Annotated in this window: 14 protein-coding genes; 8 read left to right on the top strand and 6 right to left on the bottom strand. The window is 72.5% G+C overall.

Annotated features, from left to right (window positions below; translation table 11 throughout):
• Position 1 precedes the first annotated feature (1 nt).
• Positions 2–1,843 carry a serine/threonine-protein kinase gene (locus K1J57_RS28195; protein WP_220561743.1) on the bottom strand — a complete coding sequence of 614 codons (1,842 nt, stop codon included), beginning with the start codon at positions 1,841–1,843 and terminating at the stop codon, positions 2–4.
• Between the two features lie 202 nt (positions 1,844–2,045).
• Between K1J57_RS28195 and K1J57_RS33785 the strand changes: the two genes are divergently transcribed.
• A complete protein-coding gene (locus tag K1J57_RS33785) occupies positions 2,046–2,174 on the top strand; it encodes a hypothetical protein (RefSeq protein ID WP_255646650.1) in 129 nt (42 codons plus the stop codon).
• 169 nt (positions 2,175–2,343) lie between these two features.
• Positions 2,344–3,108, top strand: coding sequence for a trans-aconitate 2-methyltransferase (locus K1J57_RS28190; RefSeq protein WP_220561742.1), 765 nt, complete (start codon positions 2,344–2,346; stop codon positions 3,106–3,108).
• A gap of 203 nt (positions 3,109–3,311) precedes the next feature.
• On the opposite strand, the gene K1J57_RS28185 is transcribed toward K1J57_RS28190, so the two are convergent.
• The gene (locus tag K1J57_RS28185) at positions 3,312–3,899 is read right to left on the bottom strand and encodes a TetR family transcriptional regulator (RefSeq protein ID WP_220561741.1); all 588 of its coding nucleotides are present in this window, start codon (positions 3,897–3,899) and stop codon (positions 3,312–3,314) included.
• 94 nt (positions 3,900–3,993) lie between these two features.
• Here K1J57_RS28185 and K1J57_RS28180 point away from each other — a divergent pair, with 94 nt between their 5' ends.
• Positions 3,994–5,034, top strand: coding sequence for an NAD(P)-dependent alcohol dehydrogenase (locus K1J57_RS28180; RefSeq protein WP_220561740.1), 1,041 nt, complete (start codon positions 3,994–3,996; stop codon positions 5,032–5,034).
• A 134-nt stretch (positions 5,035–5,168) separates the two neighbouring features.
• Here the strand turns inward: K1J57_RS28180 and K1J57_RS28175 are convergent, their stop codons facing one another.
• Positions 5,169–5,729 (bottom strand): GrpB family protein, encoded by a 561-nt coding sequence (locus K1J57_RS28175; RefSeq protein WP_220561739.1) that lies wholly within the window; start codon positions 5,727–5,729, stop codon positions 5,169–5,171.
• A gap of 417 nt (positions 5,730–6,146) precedes the next feature.
• Between K1J57_RS28175 and K1J57_RS33780 the strand changes: the two genes are divergently transcribed.
• The 4 genes from K1J57_RS33780 (at position 6,147) to K1J57_RS28165 (ending at position 9,494) form a co-directional block, all read left to right on the top strand.
• On the top strand, positions 6,147–6,275 hold the full coding sequence (locus K1J57_RS33780) for a hypothetical protein (RefSeq protein ID WP_255646649.1): 129 nt from the start codon (positions 6,147–6,149) through the stop codon (positions 6,273–6,275).
• A gap of 83 nt (positions 6,276–6,358) precedes the next feature.
• Positions 6,359–6,856, top strand: coding sequence for a hypothetical protein (locus K1J57_RS28170; protein ID WP_220561738.1), 498 nt, complete (start codon positions 6,359–6,361; stop codon positions 6,854–6,856).
• A 277-nt stretch (positions 6,857–7,133) separates the two neighbouring features.
• Complete coding sequence (locus K1J57_RS33775; RefSeq protein WP_255646648.1) at positions 7,134–7,262, top strand: hypothetical protein; 129 nt, start codon at positions 7,134–7,136, stop codon at positions 7,260–7,262.
• A gap of 714 nt (positions 7,263–7,976) precedes the next feature.
• A complete protein-coding gene (locus K1J57_RS28165) occupies positions 7,977–9,494 on the top strand; it encodes a serine/threonine protein kinase (protein WP_220561737.1) in 1,518 nt (505 codons plus the stop codon).
• 195 nt (positions 9,495–9,689) lie between these two features.
• Here the strand turns inward: K1J57_RS28165 and K1J57_RS28160 are convergent, their stop codons facing one another.
• The gene (locus K1J57_RS28160; protein WP_220561736.1) at positions 9,690–10,370 is read right to left on the bottom strand and encodes a GntR family transcriptional regulator; all 681 of its coding nucleotides are present in this window, start codon (positions 10,368–10,370) and stop codon (positions 9,690–9,692) included.
• Between the two features lie 83 nt (positions 10,371–10,453).
• On the opposite strand from K1J57_RS28160, the gene acnA reads away from it, so the two are divergent.
• Positions 10,454–13,114 (top strand): aconitate hydratase AcnA, encoded by a 2,661-nt coding sequence (gene acnA / locus K1J57_RS28155; RefSeq protein WP_220561735.1) that lies wholly within the window; start codon positions 10,454–10,456, stop codon positions 13,112–13,114.
• A gap of 74 nt (positions 13,115–13,188) precedes the next feature.
• Here acnA and K1J57_RS28150 read toward each other — a convergent pair whose 3' ends face one another.
• Together K1J57_RS28150 and K1J57_RS28145 are read right to left on the bottom strand one after the other, a co-directional pair.
• Positions 13,189–14,730, bottom strand: a complete 1,542-nt coding sequence (locus K1J57_RS28150) for a tripartite tricarboxylate transporter permease (protein WP_220561734.1) — start codon at positions 14,728–14,730, stop codon at positions 13,189–13,191.
• 1 nt (position 14,731) lies between these two features.
• Positions 14,732–15,277 (bottom strand): tripartite tricarboxylate transporter TctB family protein, encoded by a 546-nt coding sequence (locus K1J57_RS28145; protein ID WP_220561733.1) that lies wholly within the window; start codon positions 15,275–15,277, stop codon positions 14,732–14,734.
• Between the last annotated feature and the right edge of the window lie 17 nt (positions 15,278–15,294).

Below are 15,294 nucleotides of genomic sequence, written 5' to 3'. Positions count from 1 at the left end.
ATCACGGAGCGGCCGGCTGTTCGACCCAGATGTCGGCGGCGAACCACCGCAGCGCCGCACGCAGGCGCTCTGCTTGGAGGGGGTCCACCGCGTTGACCTCCTCGGCCCTGCACACGACCTTGCCGCCCTGGTAGTCCTTCAGCGTCCGGGTGGTCTCCAGCGGCCAGCCTCGACGCGGCCAGACCACGACCTGCGCGCCCTCCCCCTCGCCGACCACGCTGACCTGTTCGAGACGGTCCCACCTGAACGGCTTCTCACTTGCGGGAAGGTGCGGGGGCCGCAGCCCGGCGCGGGACAGGACGAGCCGCGGCGGTCCGCTGAAAAAAGCCAGGAGACCACCCAGGAGGCCCGCGATCAGTCCCCCCACCACGACGGCGACCAGCATCTCCGTCCCACTCACGGAGGGATGGGCCTCACCTGTCGCGTACATGGTCACCGCCAACAGTCCAGAGGCGATCCAGACGATCCCGCCGAACATGAGAGCCGGACCGCCCACTCCCGAGAGACGGCCGCCGGTGATGACGACCTGCTCGACCGGCTCCGGAGCCGGATGCGGTCCCGGGAGGACGTCGAAGGCCAACTTCGCCGTGTCGCCCCCGGACACCTTGACGCGCCGCGCCACGCCGCGGCCCTCGGAGCTCACCAGGAGCGAGCGCTGACCGGGAGGGACGGGGAAGGCACGGGAGGCGAACCCGGGGGCCGTGCCCAGGACGGTGCCGTCCACGGCCACCTCCACGGGGTGTGGGCTGAGGTTGCCGATGACCAGCTCGCCACCTGCTCCCTTCGGGGAGTCCCGCTGTTCGCCTGCGCCCGCGCCGACGCCCCGAACGCCACGGAGCCTTCGCCAGAACGTCGGCGTCTCCGGCTTGATCGTGTCGGAACCGGTGGCCTGAGGCATCTGCTTCGCGGGGCCGGCCGGACCCCCTTCGGGGTCCCGGTCCTGTCCGGGCTCGAACCGGGTGTAGGCGAGCGTGTACCGGGCCAGTGTCTCGGTGACGTCCGGGGGCAGCCACCGGCCAGTGTCTGAAGCTCGGGACACTCCCACGGCGGCCAGGTGCGCCGACACCTCCTCCGCACCCGGCCGGGACTCGGGGTCCTTGGCCAGACAGGCTCGCACCAGGTCGACAAGGGAAGCGGGGAGGTCGGCCAGGTCGGGCTCCTCGTGCACCACCCGGAAGACCACCGCGTGCACCGGACCGTCGCCGAAGGGGCTGCGGCCGGTGGCGGCGAAGGCGAGCACGCACCCGAGGGAGAACACGTCCGAGGCCGGGCCGACCTTCTGCGTCTTAGCCTGTTCGGGGGACATGAAAGCGGCGGTGCCCAGCACCGTGGAGGTGCGGGTGTGGGAGGTGGAGTCCAGGGCTCGGGCGATCCCGAAGTCGATCAGCCGCGGACCGTCCTCGGCCAGCAGCACGTTGCCCGGTTTGAGATCGCGGTGCACCACCCCCTGGGCGTGCACCGCCGACAGACCCTCGGCCAGCCCTGCCCCGAGCACCGCCACGGTCTCCACCGGCAGGGGGCCGTGGTCGGCCACGGCCCGGTGCAGAGTGGGGCCGGGGATGTAGGCGGTGGCCAGCCAGGGCGGGGTGGCGCTGGTGTCGGTGTCCACGACCTGGGCGGTGTAGAACCCGCCGACCTTGCGGGCGGCGGCCACCTCGGTGGCGAACCGGCGCCGGAACTCGGCGTCCTGGGCCAGGTCGGGGCGTACGACCTTGACCGCGACGGTGCGCCCACCGGGGGAGCGGCCCAGGAACACCTGACCCATCCCGCCGCCGCCCAGGCGCGCGTGCAGGGTGTAGGGGCCGGTCCGGGTGGGGTCGCCGGGCAGGAGGGGGTCGGGCATGGCACCGCTTCCAAGGGGGGTCGGGTCCGGTCCAGAACCGATGTTCCCAGCGAACCCCTCCGTCATGCCCCTTTCGGAAGCGGTCCGAGTACGCCGAAAGGGGCCATGGCCTGTCCCGGCCAGGTCGGTCTGTCCGCCGTCGGCGCGGGGTAGGCCACGCCCGTGGCGGGCGCACCCGACGCCCCCAGGGGAGGAGACCCCCGTGCACAGATCCAAGGGCGGCGGCCCGGCCAGCGGCGGCCGGGTGCCGTGGGACCCGCTCGACCCGGTCCCGGCACCCGAGCCGGAGACAGAGGTGGACAAGCCCGGTACGGAGCGCAAGCCCACTTGAGGCCACGCCCTCGTCAAGGCGGACCCCACGCAACCCCCGGTTGCGCGGAGGCCGTGCGCGCGTCCGGACCGATCGGTCCCCGAGGCCCACACCCGGTCGCCGGTGTCCGCACGTCGGAACGGCGCAAAAACCATTGGCCCCGGGGCCCGTCTTGGCCGATCATGCCCGGATGGTCGATCGACACTTCTCCGAGCCGGACCTGGCCGATCTGTACGACTACTTCAACCCCTGGGGCTCCACGCCCCAGGACGATTTCTACCTCGACCTGGTCCTGCGGTCCCGCGCTGTACTGGACGTGGGCTGCGGAACGGGCAAGATCCAGCGGGTGGCCCGCGAGCGCGGGCAAACCGGGCGTCTGGTGGGCCTGGACCCGGCCGCGGCGATGCTGGAGGTCGGCCGCCGCGACCGTGAGGACGTCGAGTGGGTCCACGGCGACCTGCTCGCCGGCCCCTACGATGACCCCGGCCATGGCCCGTTCACCGGGGCGTTCGACCTGGTGATGATGTCCGGGCACGCCTTCCAGGTGTTCACCTCCGACGAGGAGCTGCACGCCGTGCTGGCCGCGGTGCGTCGGGCGCTGGTGCCGGGGGGACGGTTCGCCTTCGAGACCCGCAACCCCGCGGTCCGGGGCTGGGAGGCCTGGACCCCCGAGCGGGTGCGCACCGTGCAGGGCCCCGGCGGGCGCCGGGCCACCTCCGTGCACCGGTTGCGGGAGGTGCGCGGCGACCTGGTGACCTTCACATCGGACTACCACCTGGAGGGCTGGTCCGAGCCCGTGGTCAGCCGCAGCACCCTGCGGTTCCTGGACGCCGACACCCTGGACCGCTTCCTGGCGCAGGCCGGGCTCGCCGTGGACGAGCGGTACGGCTACTGGGACCGCACCCCGCTGACCGCGACCAGCACGGAGATCATCACCCTCGCCCGCCCGGCCTGATCCGCGCCGTCCGTGTGACCGGAAGGCGTGGCCCGCTCCTTCCTGTGGTGGGGTCCACTCGAACAGGAGGGGCCCCAGCAGAACGGAGAACGACGAAGGGGCCTGACCTGGGGCCTTCGTCACCAGCGTCATGATCCGCCCGGGCCCGGGCGGTATGCGCGAGTGCCGCCAGGGGGCGGCGCCGGCGATGGGGGCGCGTCGCCTCAGTCGGCCGCGGTGGCTTTTCGGACGCAGTCGCGGAGCAGGGCGCGGCGCTGGTCGTGTACGTCATCGGCTTCCCGACTGCTGGCCGCGTACACGTTGCTGACCGGAGACCAGGCCATGGACATGGCGATGACCATGGCCATGATGTCGAACGGGTCGCCCGCGCGGACCCGCCCGGCGGCCTGGGCCTCGGCGATGGCCGTGAGCTTGCGGTCGTCGTAGTGCTGGTGCATCTCGACGAGGTGCCCGGCGGGCCGACGCTCCAGCCGTGTCCAGGTCGCCAACCGGATGAGGTCGGGACGGCGCAGGTATTCGTCGTACAGACGGACGGCCCACTCCGCCAGATCGTCGGCGTCGATGGGCACGACGTTGGTGATGCGCTCCAGCGAGTCGAGGAGGATCGCGTCGAAGAGCCGCTCCTTGTCGCCGAAGTAGGCGTAGAGCTGGGCCTTATTGGTGCGCGCCGCCGCCACGATGCGCTCGATGCGCGCCCCGGCGATGCCGTACTGGGCGAACTCTTCGGTGGCGGCGTCCAGGATGCGCTGGTAGGTCGCGGCGCCTCGCGAGGTCTGCGGTCGTTCCGGCATGCCCGCAGCCTACCAAACAGAACAGTTGGTTTGCCTCGGTGTGCGGACGCGCCTACGCTGAAACAGACAGAACAGTCTGTTTAAGGAGAGACGCATGCGGACGACCGACGGATGGCGGGCCACCGGCCCGACAGAACTGCGGCGTGTCCGACTGGAGCGCCGTGACCTGCGCCCGGACGATATCGCGGTGCGGGTCGACTACTGCGGCGTGTGCCACAGCGACCTGCACGCCCTGGGCACCCACGACCGGCATGCGGAAGCGCCCCTGGTCCCCGGCCACGAATTCACCGGCGTCGTGGCCGGAACCGGCTCCGAAGTGACCGCCTTCTCGGTCGGCGACCGCGTCGCGGTGGGCAACATCGTCGACTCCTGCGGCGAGTGCGCCATGTGCGAAGCCGGACAGGAGAACTTCTGCCGCTCCTTCCCGACCTTGACCTACGGCGGGACCGACCGGCGGGACGGATCGACCACCCTGGGCGGCTACTCCCGCGAGTACGTCGTGCGCGACGCCTTCGCCCACCCGCTCCCCGCCGGGCTCGACCCGGCCGCGGCCGCCCCGCTGATGTGCGCCGGCGTCACCGTCTGGGAACCCCTGCGCTCCCTCGGCGTGGGCCCCGGCAGCCGCGTCGCCGTGGCCGGCCTCGGCGGCCTGGGCCACCTCGCGGTCAAGATGGCCGTGGCACTGGGGGCCACCACGACCGTCATCAGCCGCACCCAGGACAAGCACGACGACGCCCGGGAACTCGGGGCCCACGACCTCATCGCCTCCACTGACCCCCGACAGATGGCCGCCGCCCGCGACACCTTCGACGTCCTCATCGACACCGTCTCCGCCCCGCACGACCTCGCCCCGTATCTGAAACTGGTGGCGATGGACGGCACCCTCAGCCTTCTCGGGTACCTGGGCCCCGTCGCCGTCGAGACCACCGACCTGCTCATCGGCCGCAAGAAGCTCGGTTCCGCGGGCAGCGGAGGCCGCCCGGCGACAGCAGAGATGCTCCGATTCTGCGCCGACCACAGCATCACCGCCGACGTCGAGATACTCCCGTCGTCACAGGTGAACACGGCTCTCGACCGCCTTCGGCGAAACGACGTCCGCTACCGCTTCGTGCTCGACATGTCCGACCTGGACTGAAGGGGCGGTGGGCCGGGTCGTGCGGTCCGGGCGACGGCCCGCGTACGGCCCGGCACCCCGTCCTCTCACCGTGGCGGCCGAACCACCGGCATCCCCGGCTTCCGGCACTGATCTTGTGGTGCGGTAACGGTCGGTCACCCGTGTGGGCCGTGGGGGCGCTTCTCCCAGACCGCTTCGGGTGGCAGGCCGCGCTCCCTGCGCGCGCGGTCGGTCACTTCCTGGATGAACGCGGTCTTCGCCTCGGTGTACTCGCCCGGGGCGACAGCGGTGGCCGCGAGTCTGCGCTTCAGATCCGCATAGCGTGCCGCCTCCTCCGGGTGGGAGCGCAGGTGGTCGCGGAGGATCCTCTGGTTGCGGGTGGGCCAGCTCGCCCGGGTGACGACGTGCAGGATGTGCGTGCGCACCCCGCCTGGGGCGCGCACGTAGAGCAGCCGGTCGGTCATGCCGTTCTCGTGCGGGGTGAAGCCGAGACGGGCCAGGGCGGGCTCGTGGTCGCTAACCCCTTGCAGGGACGCGGTGGCCGCCATCAGGTCGATGACGGGTTTGGCCGCGAGCCCCGGGACGGAGGTGGCCCCGATGTGCTCGATCTCCGTGAACAGCCTGGGGCCGGCCTCCTGGAGTCCGGCGATGGCGGCAGAAGCCATACCGGGCCAGCGCGGGTCGTAGTCGGCGATCGCTATCGCTGGGGGTGTCATGGAGAACAGGCTGCCAGTGGCACTGTCTCCCGTGTGGGGCGTCGGCCTCTTGCCGCTCGACGACTCCGAGGGGGTGAAGGCCCCGGAGGCGCAAGTGGTCGGAGTTCCTTGGCCGAATGTCCGCCTCTTGCGCACTGGGATTCGCACGCGGCCCAGGGACACCTGGCCCGTACCGTCGCCTGAGCGGGGGTAGGGTCGGTAGGGGCCGATGTGGGCCGGGTCGCCGGTCAGGAGGGGGCGGGTCCGGTCAGAACCGATGTTCCCGGCGAACCCGTCCCTCATGCCCCTTTCGGGGGCGGGCCGAGTAGGCCGAAAGGGGCCATGGCCTGTCCCGGCTACCGGGGCCTGTCCGCCGTTGGCGTGGGGTAGGCCGCTCCGGGAGCGGGCGCACGCGACGCCCGCCGGGAAGGAGACCCCGTGTACAGATCCAGGGGCGGCGGCCCGTCGGCGGGCACGCGGATGCCACGGGACCCGCTCGACCCGGTCCCGGCTCCCGAGCTGGAGCCGGAGGCGGAGAAGCCCGGCACCGAGCGCAAGCCCGCCTGAGGCCATGCCGGGATCACCCAGGGTCCCGCGCGGCGCGCGGGGCCTGGGTGCGTGTCGGGTGTCAGCGCGGGAATAGACCCCACATGACCGCACACCCCCTCCGCGCCCCCGCGGCGGCCCTGGCCCTGACGGCCGTGCTGACCGCCTGCGGCGCACAGCAGACCCCCGCGCCCGAGCCGGAGACCGCACAGCCGCCCTCTCCCTCACCCTCTCCCACCGGCCCCTCGGAGGAGGAGCTGCAGCAACAGGAGATCGACACCGTCTCGGCGTGTGTCCACGGCCACCTGGCCGAACGTGCCTACACGATGGCCGAGGGGAGCGCGGAGGAGGACGAGTCCGGCGCGGACGGCGGTGACCTGGCGGAGGCCTTGCTGGCCGTCGGCCACAGCTACGCCGCGTCGGCCCAGGCGTTCCTGGACACGGCGCTGCCCGAGGCCGGTGAGGCGGTGGCCGACCAGACCGACAGTGAGGGCCTGGTCATCGCGCTGACCCAGTGGTGCGTCGACACCGGGGTCATCGACGCCGAGGGCGAGCCGATCGACCCGCCGCCGGGGTACGAGCCCCCCGACGACACCGAGTGAGCCCCGGTGCCGGAACCCGGGGCCCGAGCAGGGGGGCGAGACCGGCAGGAGCAGGGACCGGCGCTATGACCTCCCGCGAGACCGTCGGGGCTCGGGCGGCCGGGATCCGGAACGCCCGGGGCTGTGCCGGTCGCTGCGGAACAGGGCCGTGCCCGATTCCGGCGGCAGGGCCGCTTGCGGTCGTGGCTCGTCCCGGCCACTGGCGTCTGCCCGTCGCCGGCGCGGGGTAGGCCGCTTCGCGGCGGGCGTACCGGACGCCCGCAGGGAAGGAGATCCCGTGTACAGGTCCAGAGTCAGCCCCTCCGTCGGTACCCGGGACCCGTTCGACCCGCTGTCATCGCCCGCGCCGGCCACCGAGCCGGAGCGGGAGGAGGAGAAGCCGGGCACCGAGCGCAAGCCGGGCTGACACCGCACGCCCCAGACCCCGCATCCCCGCCCCCAAGATCCTCCGATTCCTACAGCGGTAGGAGGCGCTTGCCTGCCAGGGCCCGGGGTCCATGTCCGGCACCGGCTTGGAGGCCGCGGACGTGGGCCCGCGCGCCCGAAGCATTCGCGCTCCTCCGGATCGGCCTCGCCATGACCGGCCGGGCCTCTCGTACCAGCGGCTTCGCCCCGTACTTCTGACCGGCGAGCCCCGCCGGGCCACCGGTACCGACCACAGCCCGTCGCCCCTGAGAGGGCACCCGGGGATACCGTGACGTGAACCATCGCCGGTGGCCCGGCGGCCGCATCTGCCGCCGTCGGAGGCCTTCGGCACGCTGGCCCGGCCGCCACCGCCGACAGTCGCCGGCCTCGCGCCCCCATGTTCGCCGCGACCGCCGTACATGACCGCCGCGGTGAGCCGGCGGGCATTCCCATCACCCTCGCACCGGCCGCGTTCGTCGCGGTCCTGCGTGTCAGCCCTCGCGCGCTGTCCGAGCGTGGAAAAGGAGCACCGCGATGGCCCCCTTCTCCACCACGCCCCGGCCCGCGGGGCCCATGACGCCCTCCCACCCGAACGCGCACGCACCCGACCGGTCATGAACCTCTTTCGCCTTTCGCGCATCTGATGTCGTTGCCCGTCCGGGAGACGGGCCCCGGTTCCCAGACCTTGCCACCCCCTCCAACGCAAGGAGCAACTGTGAGATCCCCGATCGCGGACCGCTACCGCCTCGACGAGGTCATCGCCGCAGGCGGTATGGGAACGGTCTGGCGAGGCCACGACACCCGGCTGAACCGCCCGGTCGCGGTCAAGCTTCTGAGGGATACCACCGCCGCGGACACCGAGGGCGCGCGCAGGCGGTTCGAACACGAGGCCATGGCCGCGGCCAGGCTCCAGGGCCCCGGCTTCGCGGCCGTGTACGACCACGGCGAGGCCGTCGCCGATGGGGAGAAGATCGCCTACCTGGTGATGGAACTGGTCGAGGGGGCGTCACTGTCCACGCTGGTCGGGAGCGGGGAGCCGCTCGCGCCCGAGCGGGCGATGGAGATCGTCGCCGCGGTCGCCGACACCCTCCAGGTCGTCCACGGCGCGGGGATCATCCACCGCGACATCAAACCCGGCAACGTCCTCGTCACCCAGGACGGGGAGGTCAAGCTCGTCGACTTCGGCATCGCCCGGATCAACGACGTGACCTCGCTGACGTCCACCGGCGTCGCGCTGGGAACGCTCTCCTACGCCTCCCCCGAACAGCTCAACATGCGTGGACTCACCCACGCCACCGACATCTACTCCCTCGGCGCGGTCGCCTACCAGTGCCTGGCCGGGAAGCCGCCCTTCGACTCCAACGACCACGCCGCCGTCATCGCGGCCCACCTGACCGCCGAACCGCCCCCGCTTCCCGACCGGGTCCCGGAGCCGATCCGGCACGTGGTCCTCAGAGCGCTCGAGAAGGATCCGCGGGACCGGTGGGCCTCGGCGGAGGAGTTCGCCACGGCCTGCCGGGACGCCGCCGCCGGGGACCCGACGGTGCTGAGCCGGCGCGCCCCCGGCAGGGGGCGGAGGGGGCACGGAATGTGGTCCTGGCGAGGCGGGTTCGTGGCGGCCGCCGTGGCCGCCCTGCTGCTCCTGACCACGGCACTGGCCTGGTCCCCGCTGACGGGGGGCGACGACCCCTCGGCCGTCGCGGACGGGGGCGGCACCGTCGCGGCCACCGGGACCGACGACGACCCGACCGACGGCGGCGGACCGTCGGATCCCGACCCGAGCGGCGATGCGCGGGAGACGCCCGACGAGTCGGCCTCCTCCTCGGACGGCGGGGAGGCGTCGGCGGAAGGCACGTCGGGCGGGGCCGACGACGAGTCGGACGACGGCTCCGGGGAGGAGCCGGACGGCTCCGGCGGCGGGGGAGGCACCGCCGGTTCGGGGGGCGGGGGTGGCGGCGGAGGCGGTTCGGGCTCGACCGACGGAACGGTCCCCGCCGTCGTCGGGATGTCGACGAGCGAGGCCAAGAGCGCCCTCCAGGCGAGCGGCTTCACGAACATCCAGGGCACCCCCGGCTACGGTCCCCCCAGCGGCGAGGGCAGGTTCATCCCCGAGTCGTGCGAGGTGCTGAGGCAGTCCCCTGAACCCGGTACGACCCTGGACAAGAGCGAACCGGTGCAGCTGACCTACTACTACGTGGGCAGCAACTGCGGCTTCCCTCCCTCCTACAACTGACGGGCCCGGCCGGGTGCCGACGGCGACTCGGCACGCCCATCGCTCGTGGCGGGTCCCGGCCGCCGTCAGAGGTGACCGCCTACCCCGGGGCCGCCGCTTCGGGGCGCGTACCGGGGCCTGAGACGTGACCCTGGCACCGTGTTCGGGGACCGCGCCCGGCTTCACGTGGTTTCGCGGCGGCGCCGACCGTGCCGGTCAGCCGCCCGCCGTCTCCCTCGACCGGAGCTCCTCCATGGCCTGCCGCCCGAGGCTCTGGGAGATGTGCGCGCGCATGACCTCCGCGGCCCGTGCCCCGTCGCCGTCCGCCACGGCGTCGGCGAGCGCTTGGTGTTCGGCGCGGACGCGCTCTATCTCCGCCTCGGAGTCCGTCCGGTACTTCAACGTGAACTGGCGATAGCGGTCGGCCTTGTCCCACAGGCTGTCGAGGATCTCGATCATGGGCTGGTTGTGCGAGGCCCGGTAGACGGCGCGGTGGAACTCGCGGTGGGCGGTGAGCGCCGGGATCCCGGCGGTGCCGGTCAGCGGGTGCAGGTCACCGACGGCCTTTCGGATGGCCGCGACGTCGGCGTCGGTGCGGCGCTCGGCGGCCCACCGGGCGGCCAGGGGGTCGATGTTGAGGCGGATCTCGTACAGGCTCTGGGCTTCGGCGAAGGTCAGCTCGGACACCCGGGCGTCCTTGTGCGTGGCCAGCACCATCAGCCCTTCGCTGGCCAGGCGCTTGAAGGCCTCGCGTACCGGCGTGGTCGAGATGCCCAGTTCGGCGGCGACACCCTCCTGGTTCACCGCGGCCCCGGGGTGCAGGGCATCGGTGAGGATGCGCTGCTTGATCTCCTCATAGGCGTACTCGCTCTTGCTGAAGACCCGCTTCGTCGTCACGTGCTCCCCGTCCTCCCTGAGGGAAGAGGATACCGCCCGATCACGCCTGCTTGCATCATGTAGCCTATAGGCTAGGAGGTGCGATGTCGATCGATTCACACCGCAGCCGGCGGAGGCTGCGGACCACTACGGGCAGTGTCGAGTTCTTCCACCTCGGTGCCGTACCGGGAACCGAGGACCTGCCCTTCGCGCACAAGGTGATGCTGGAGAACCTGCTACGCCACGAGGACGGCGACCTCGTCTCGGCCGCCGACATCGAGGCGCTCGTCGCGGGCCGCGTCGGCTCCCACGAGATCGCCTTCCACCCCTCGCGGGTCTTCCTGCACGACACCAACGGCGTGCCCGTGCTGACCGACCTGGCCGCCCTACGCGACGCCGTGGCCGAACGCGGCGGGGACCCGGCCGCCGTCGACGGCGCCATCCCGGCCGAGCTGACGGTCGACCACTCGGTGTCCACCGACTTCTTCGCCCGCCCCGACGCCCCCGCCCTCAACGTGCGGCGCGAGTACGAGCGCAACCGCGAGCGCTACCGCTTCCTCAAGTGGGGGCAGCAGGCACTGAGCACCCTGAAGGTGGTGCCGCCCGGCGCGGGGATCATGCACCAGATCAACGTCGAGTACCTGGCCCGGGTGGTCGAGGTACGCGACGGCCTCGCCTTCCCCGACACCGTGGCCGGGACCGACTCCCACACCACCATGGTCAACGGCCTGTCGGTGCTGGCCTGGGGTGTGGGCGGCATCGAGGCCGAGGCCGCCCTGCTGGGCCAGCCCGTCTCGATGCTCATCCCGCCCGTGGTCGGGGTCGAACTGGTCGGGGAGCTGCGGCCCGGGGTGACCGCCACCGACCTGGTCCTCACCGTCACCGAGCGGATGCGGGGCCTGGGCGTGGTCGGGGCGATCGTGGAGTTCTTCGGGCCCGGCGTGGCCGCGACGAGCCTGGCCACCCGGTGCACCCTGGCCAACATGAGCCCGGAGTTCGGGTCGACCGCAGCGCTCTTCCCCGTCGACCGCAACACCCTGGACTACCTCCGCCTCACCGGACGCCCCGAGGAGCAGGTACACCTGGTGGAGGCCTACGCCAAAGAACAGGGGCTCTGGCACGACCCGGCCGGCCGCCCCCGCTTCGACCGGACCGTCACGGTGGACCTGGACGGGATCACCCCCAGCCTGGCCGGACCCCGGCGCCCCCAGGACCGCCTGGACCTGGGCGACACCCGGCGCGCACTGCGGGAGGCCCTCCCCGAACACCCGCGGGACGACACGGACACCGGGGGCGGGGGCACCGGCGACGGGCCCCGGGACGGTGCGGTCGCCATCGCCGCCATCACCTCCTGCACCAACACCTCCAACCCGGCGGTGATGATCGCCGCCGGACTGCTGGCCCGCAACGCGACCCGCCTCGGCCTGCGCCCCCGCCCCTGGGTCAAGACCAGCCTGGCCCCCGGCTCCCGCGTCGTGGTGGACTACCTGGAACGCGCCGGGCTGATGGGAGACCTGGAGGCCCTGGGATTCGGCCTGGTCGGCTTCGGCTGCATGACCTGTATCGGCAACTCCGGGGCCCTCCTGCCGGAGGTGGAGGCCGCGGTCGGGGAACGAGGGCTCGTGGCGGCCTCGGTGACCTCGGGCAACCGCAACTTCGACGGGCGGATCAACAACGACGTCTCCCTGAACTTCCTCGCCTCCCCGCCCCTGGTGGTGGCCTTCGCCCTGGCCGGCACGGTCGACATCGACCTGACCGCCGAACCGCTCGGCACCGGCGCGGACGGCGGGCCCGTGATGCTCGCGGACCTGTGGCCCGGCGAGGCCGAGGTGGACGCGGTGGCCCGGGCCTGCATCGAGCCGTCCTTGTACACCGGGGTCTACGGCACCCTCTTCGACGGGGACGACAACTGGAGGGGCCTGGACGCCCCCGAGGGACCCGTCTTCGCCTGGGATCGCGAGTCGACCTACCTCCGGCGGCCCCCGTTCCTGGACCGCGCGACAGGCACCACGCCCCCCGGGCAGCGCGACATCACCGGTGCCCGGGTCCTGCAACTGCTCGGCGACTCGGTCACCACCGACCACATCTGCCCCGCCGGGCGCATCCCCGCCGCGAGCGCGGCCGGACGCTTCCTCACCGGACAGGGCGTGGCGGAGCGGGAGCTGAACACCTACGCCTCACGCCGCGGCAACTGGCAGGTCATGCTGCGCGGCGGCTTCGCCAACCCGCGGCTGGAGAACCGGACGACCCCCGGCCTGCCGGGCGGGAAGGCCGTCGACCTCGGCCCGGACGGGGCCGACCGCATCACAGACGACGTGCACGTGATCGCCGAACGCCACCTGGAGAGGGGGCAGGACCTGATCGTGATCGGCGGCAAGGAGTACGGGACCGGTTCGTCCCGTGACTGGGCGGCCAAGGTCACCGCCCTGCTGGGCGTGCGGGCCGTGATCGCCGAGTCCTTCGAGCGCATCCACCGCTCCAACCTGGTCGGCATGGGGGTGCTGCCGCTCCAGTTCGAGGACGGGCAGAGCGCACAGAGCCTGGGGCTGACGGGGCGGGAGGAGTACACCGTCGCCGGGATGGAGGGCCGGCCCGAGGTGCCCGCCCGCCTTCGCGTCACCGCCCGGCACCTGACCACGGGCGACGTCGTGGAATTCACCGTACGGGCCCGGTTGGACACCTCGCGGGAGCGGCTCTACCACCGGCACGGCGGACTCCTGCCCTACATCCTGGACCGGGCGTTCCGGGCATCAGCACGCGGTTGACCCCTGCCGGCCTCACGCGCGAGGGCCGCCCGGAGTCTTCCGGGCGGCCCTCGCGCGTGAAGTCCGCGGGGCGGTCAGACCCGGTCGTGCGCCTCCGCTCCCTCCTCGTCCGCAGGGCGGGTCGGGACGGCGGGGCGGAACCTCCGCCACAGGGTCCAGACCAGTCCGAGCAGGAGGAGGCCGTACAGGGTGATGGTGATGGGACTGCCGACCAGGGTGAGCGGGTCGTTGCCGGAGTTGGCCATGGCGTCGCGCAGGGAGTACTCCGCCAGCGGGCCCAGGATGACGGCGATGAGGATCGGGGCCAGCGGCACCCCGGTGCGCCGCATGACGAAGGCCAGCGCGCCCAGGACGCACATGATGGCCAGGTCGGTCTTGCTGGCGCCGGTGGCGTAGACGCCGAGGCAGGCGAAGACGGTGATGCCCGCGTAGAGGTAGGACTGGGGCAGCAGCAGTAGTTTCGCCCAGAGCGGGGCGAAGGGCAGGTTGATGACCAGGAGCACCACCGTGGCCAGCAGCAGTCCGGCCAACAGCGCCCAGACGATGTCGCCGTTGCGCTCGAACAGCAGCGGGCCGGGCTGCATGCCGTACTGCTGGAAGGCCGCCAGCAGGACCGCGGCCGTCGCCGAGGTCGGCAGGCCCAGGGACAGCAGCGCGCCCATCGCGCTTCCGGCGGTGGCGTTGCCCGCGGCCTCGGGTGCGGCCACGCCCTGGATGGCGCCCTTGCCGAACCGGGGTTCCCTGCGGCGTTTGTCCAGTTGGCGCTCGGTGCTGTAGGCGAGGAAGGTGGGGACCTCGGCCCCGCCGGCCGGGATGATCCCGAAGGGCACGCCGATACCCGCACCCCTGAGCCATGCGGGCAGAGCGGCGCGGAAGTCCCGCCCCGACAGCCAGGGGCGACCCGCGGAGGGCACGATCTCGTGCGCTCCGCGGTGGCCCACGCGTCCCGCGGCGTGGAGTACCTCGCCCACCGCCAGCACGGCCACGGTGATCACCACGACGCTGATCCCGTCGAACAGGGCCGGAACCCCGAAGGTGAAGCGTGCGGTGCCCGTGGACTGGTCGGTGCCCACCAGGGCGAGCCCCAGGCCGATGGCCAGCGCGGCCAGGCCCTTGAGCGGCGACTCGGAGACGATGGAGGAGATGGCCACGAAGGCGAACAGCGCCAGGGCGAAGTACTCGCCGGGTCCGAACTCGGTCGCCAGGTCGGCCATGGTGGGGGCGAAGAACACCACCAGTACGGTGGCCAGCAGACCGCCGACGAAGGCGCCGATGGCGGAGGTCGCCAGCGCCTGCGGGGCCCGCCCGTTGCGGGCCATGGTGTGGCCCTCGAAGGTGGTGGCGATCGCGGTGCTGTTGCCCGGGGTGTTCATCAGGATGCCCGCGGTGGAGTCGCCGAAGAGCCCGCCGAAGTAGACGCCGCTGAACAGGATGAGCGCGGCGAGGGGATCCAGTGTGAAGGTCATCGGCAGCAGCAGCGCGACGGCCATGGCCGACCCCAGGCCCGGCATCACGCCCACCGCGGTGCCCAGGAAGGCGCCGACGACGATCCACACGAGGTTCATCGGGGTGAGGACGTCGCCGAACCCGCCGAGCAGGTGTGTCAGTTGCTCCATGTCACAGACCTCCCAACAGGCCGGACGGGAGGTTGAGGCCGAGCATGCCGCTGAACACGATCTGGACGGTGGCCGCCATGACGAACCCGACGGTGAGGTTGCGCAGCAGGTTGCGGTTGCCCAGGCCGGTGGCCACGGTCGCGAACATCAGGGTGGCCATGACGAGCCAGCCCACGATGTCGATCAGGGCGCTGAAGGCGATGACACCGGTCAGCACCAGGCCGACGGCGCGCCAGTTGGTGCCCTCCTGCTCGGCCAGTGCGCGGCGGCGCTCGGGGGTGCGCCGCAGCGTCGAGGCGACCAGCAGGGCACCGACGACCGCCGCGAGCGCGGCGACGAACCAGCCGAAGCCCTGGGGGCCGAGCAGGCCCCCGTCGCCGATGACGTCCATCCCGAGGTTCCCCAGGGCCAGGACCGCCGCCATGAGCAGCAGGACGGCGCCGATGAGCAGTTCGCCGCGTCCTTCCCAGAAGGACAGGGGGCGCGCCGGCTCACGGTCTCCCGGCGGGTCGGTGGTGGGGGACGGGTCAAGGGTGGTGTCGGACATGTTTCTCCTCCGTGGGG

Source organism: Nocardiopsis sp. MT53, from assembly GCF_019598965.1.
Classification (GTDB): domain Bacteria; phylum Actinomycetota; class Actinomycetes; order Streptosporangiales; family Streptosporangiaceae; genus Nocardiopsis; species Nocardiopsis changdeensis.
The sequence above is the reverse complement of the archived record's forward strand: the minus strand, read 5'-3'. Positions and strand labels throughout refer to the sequence as shown.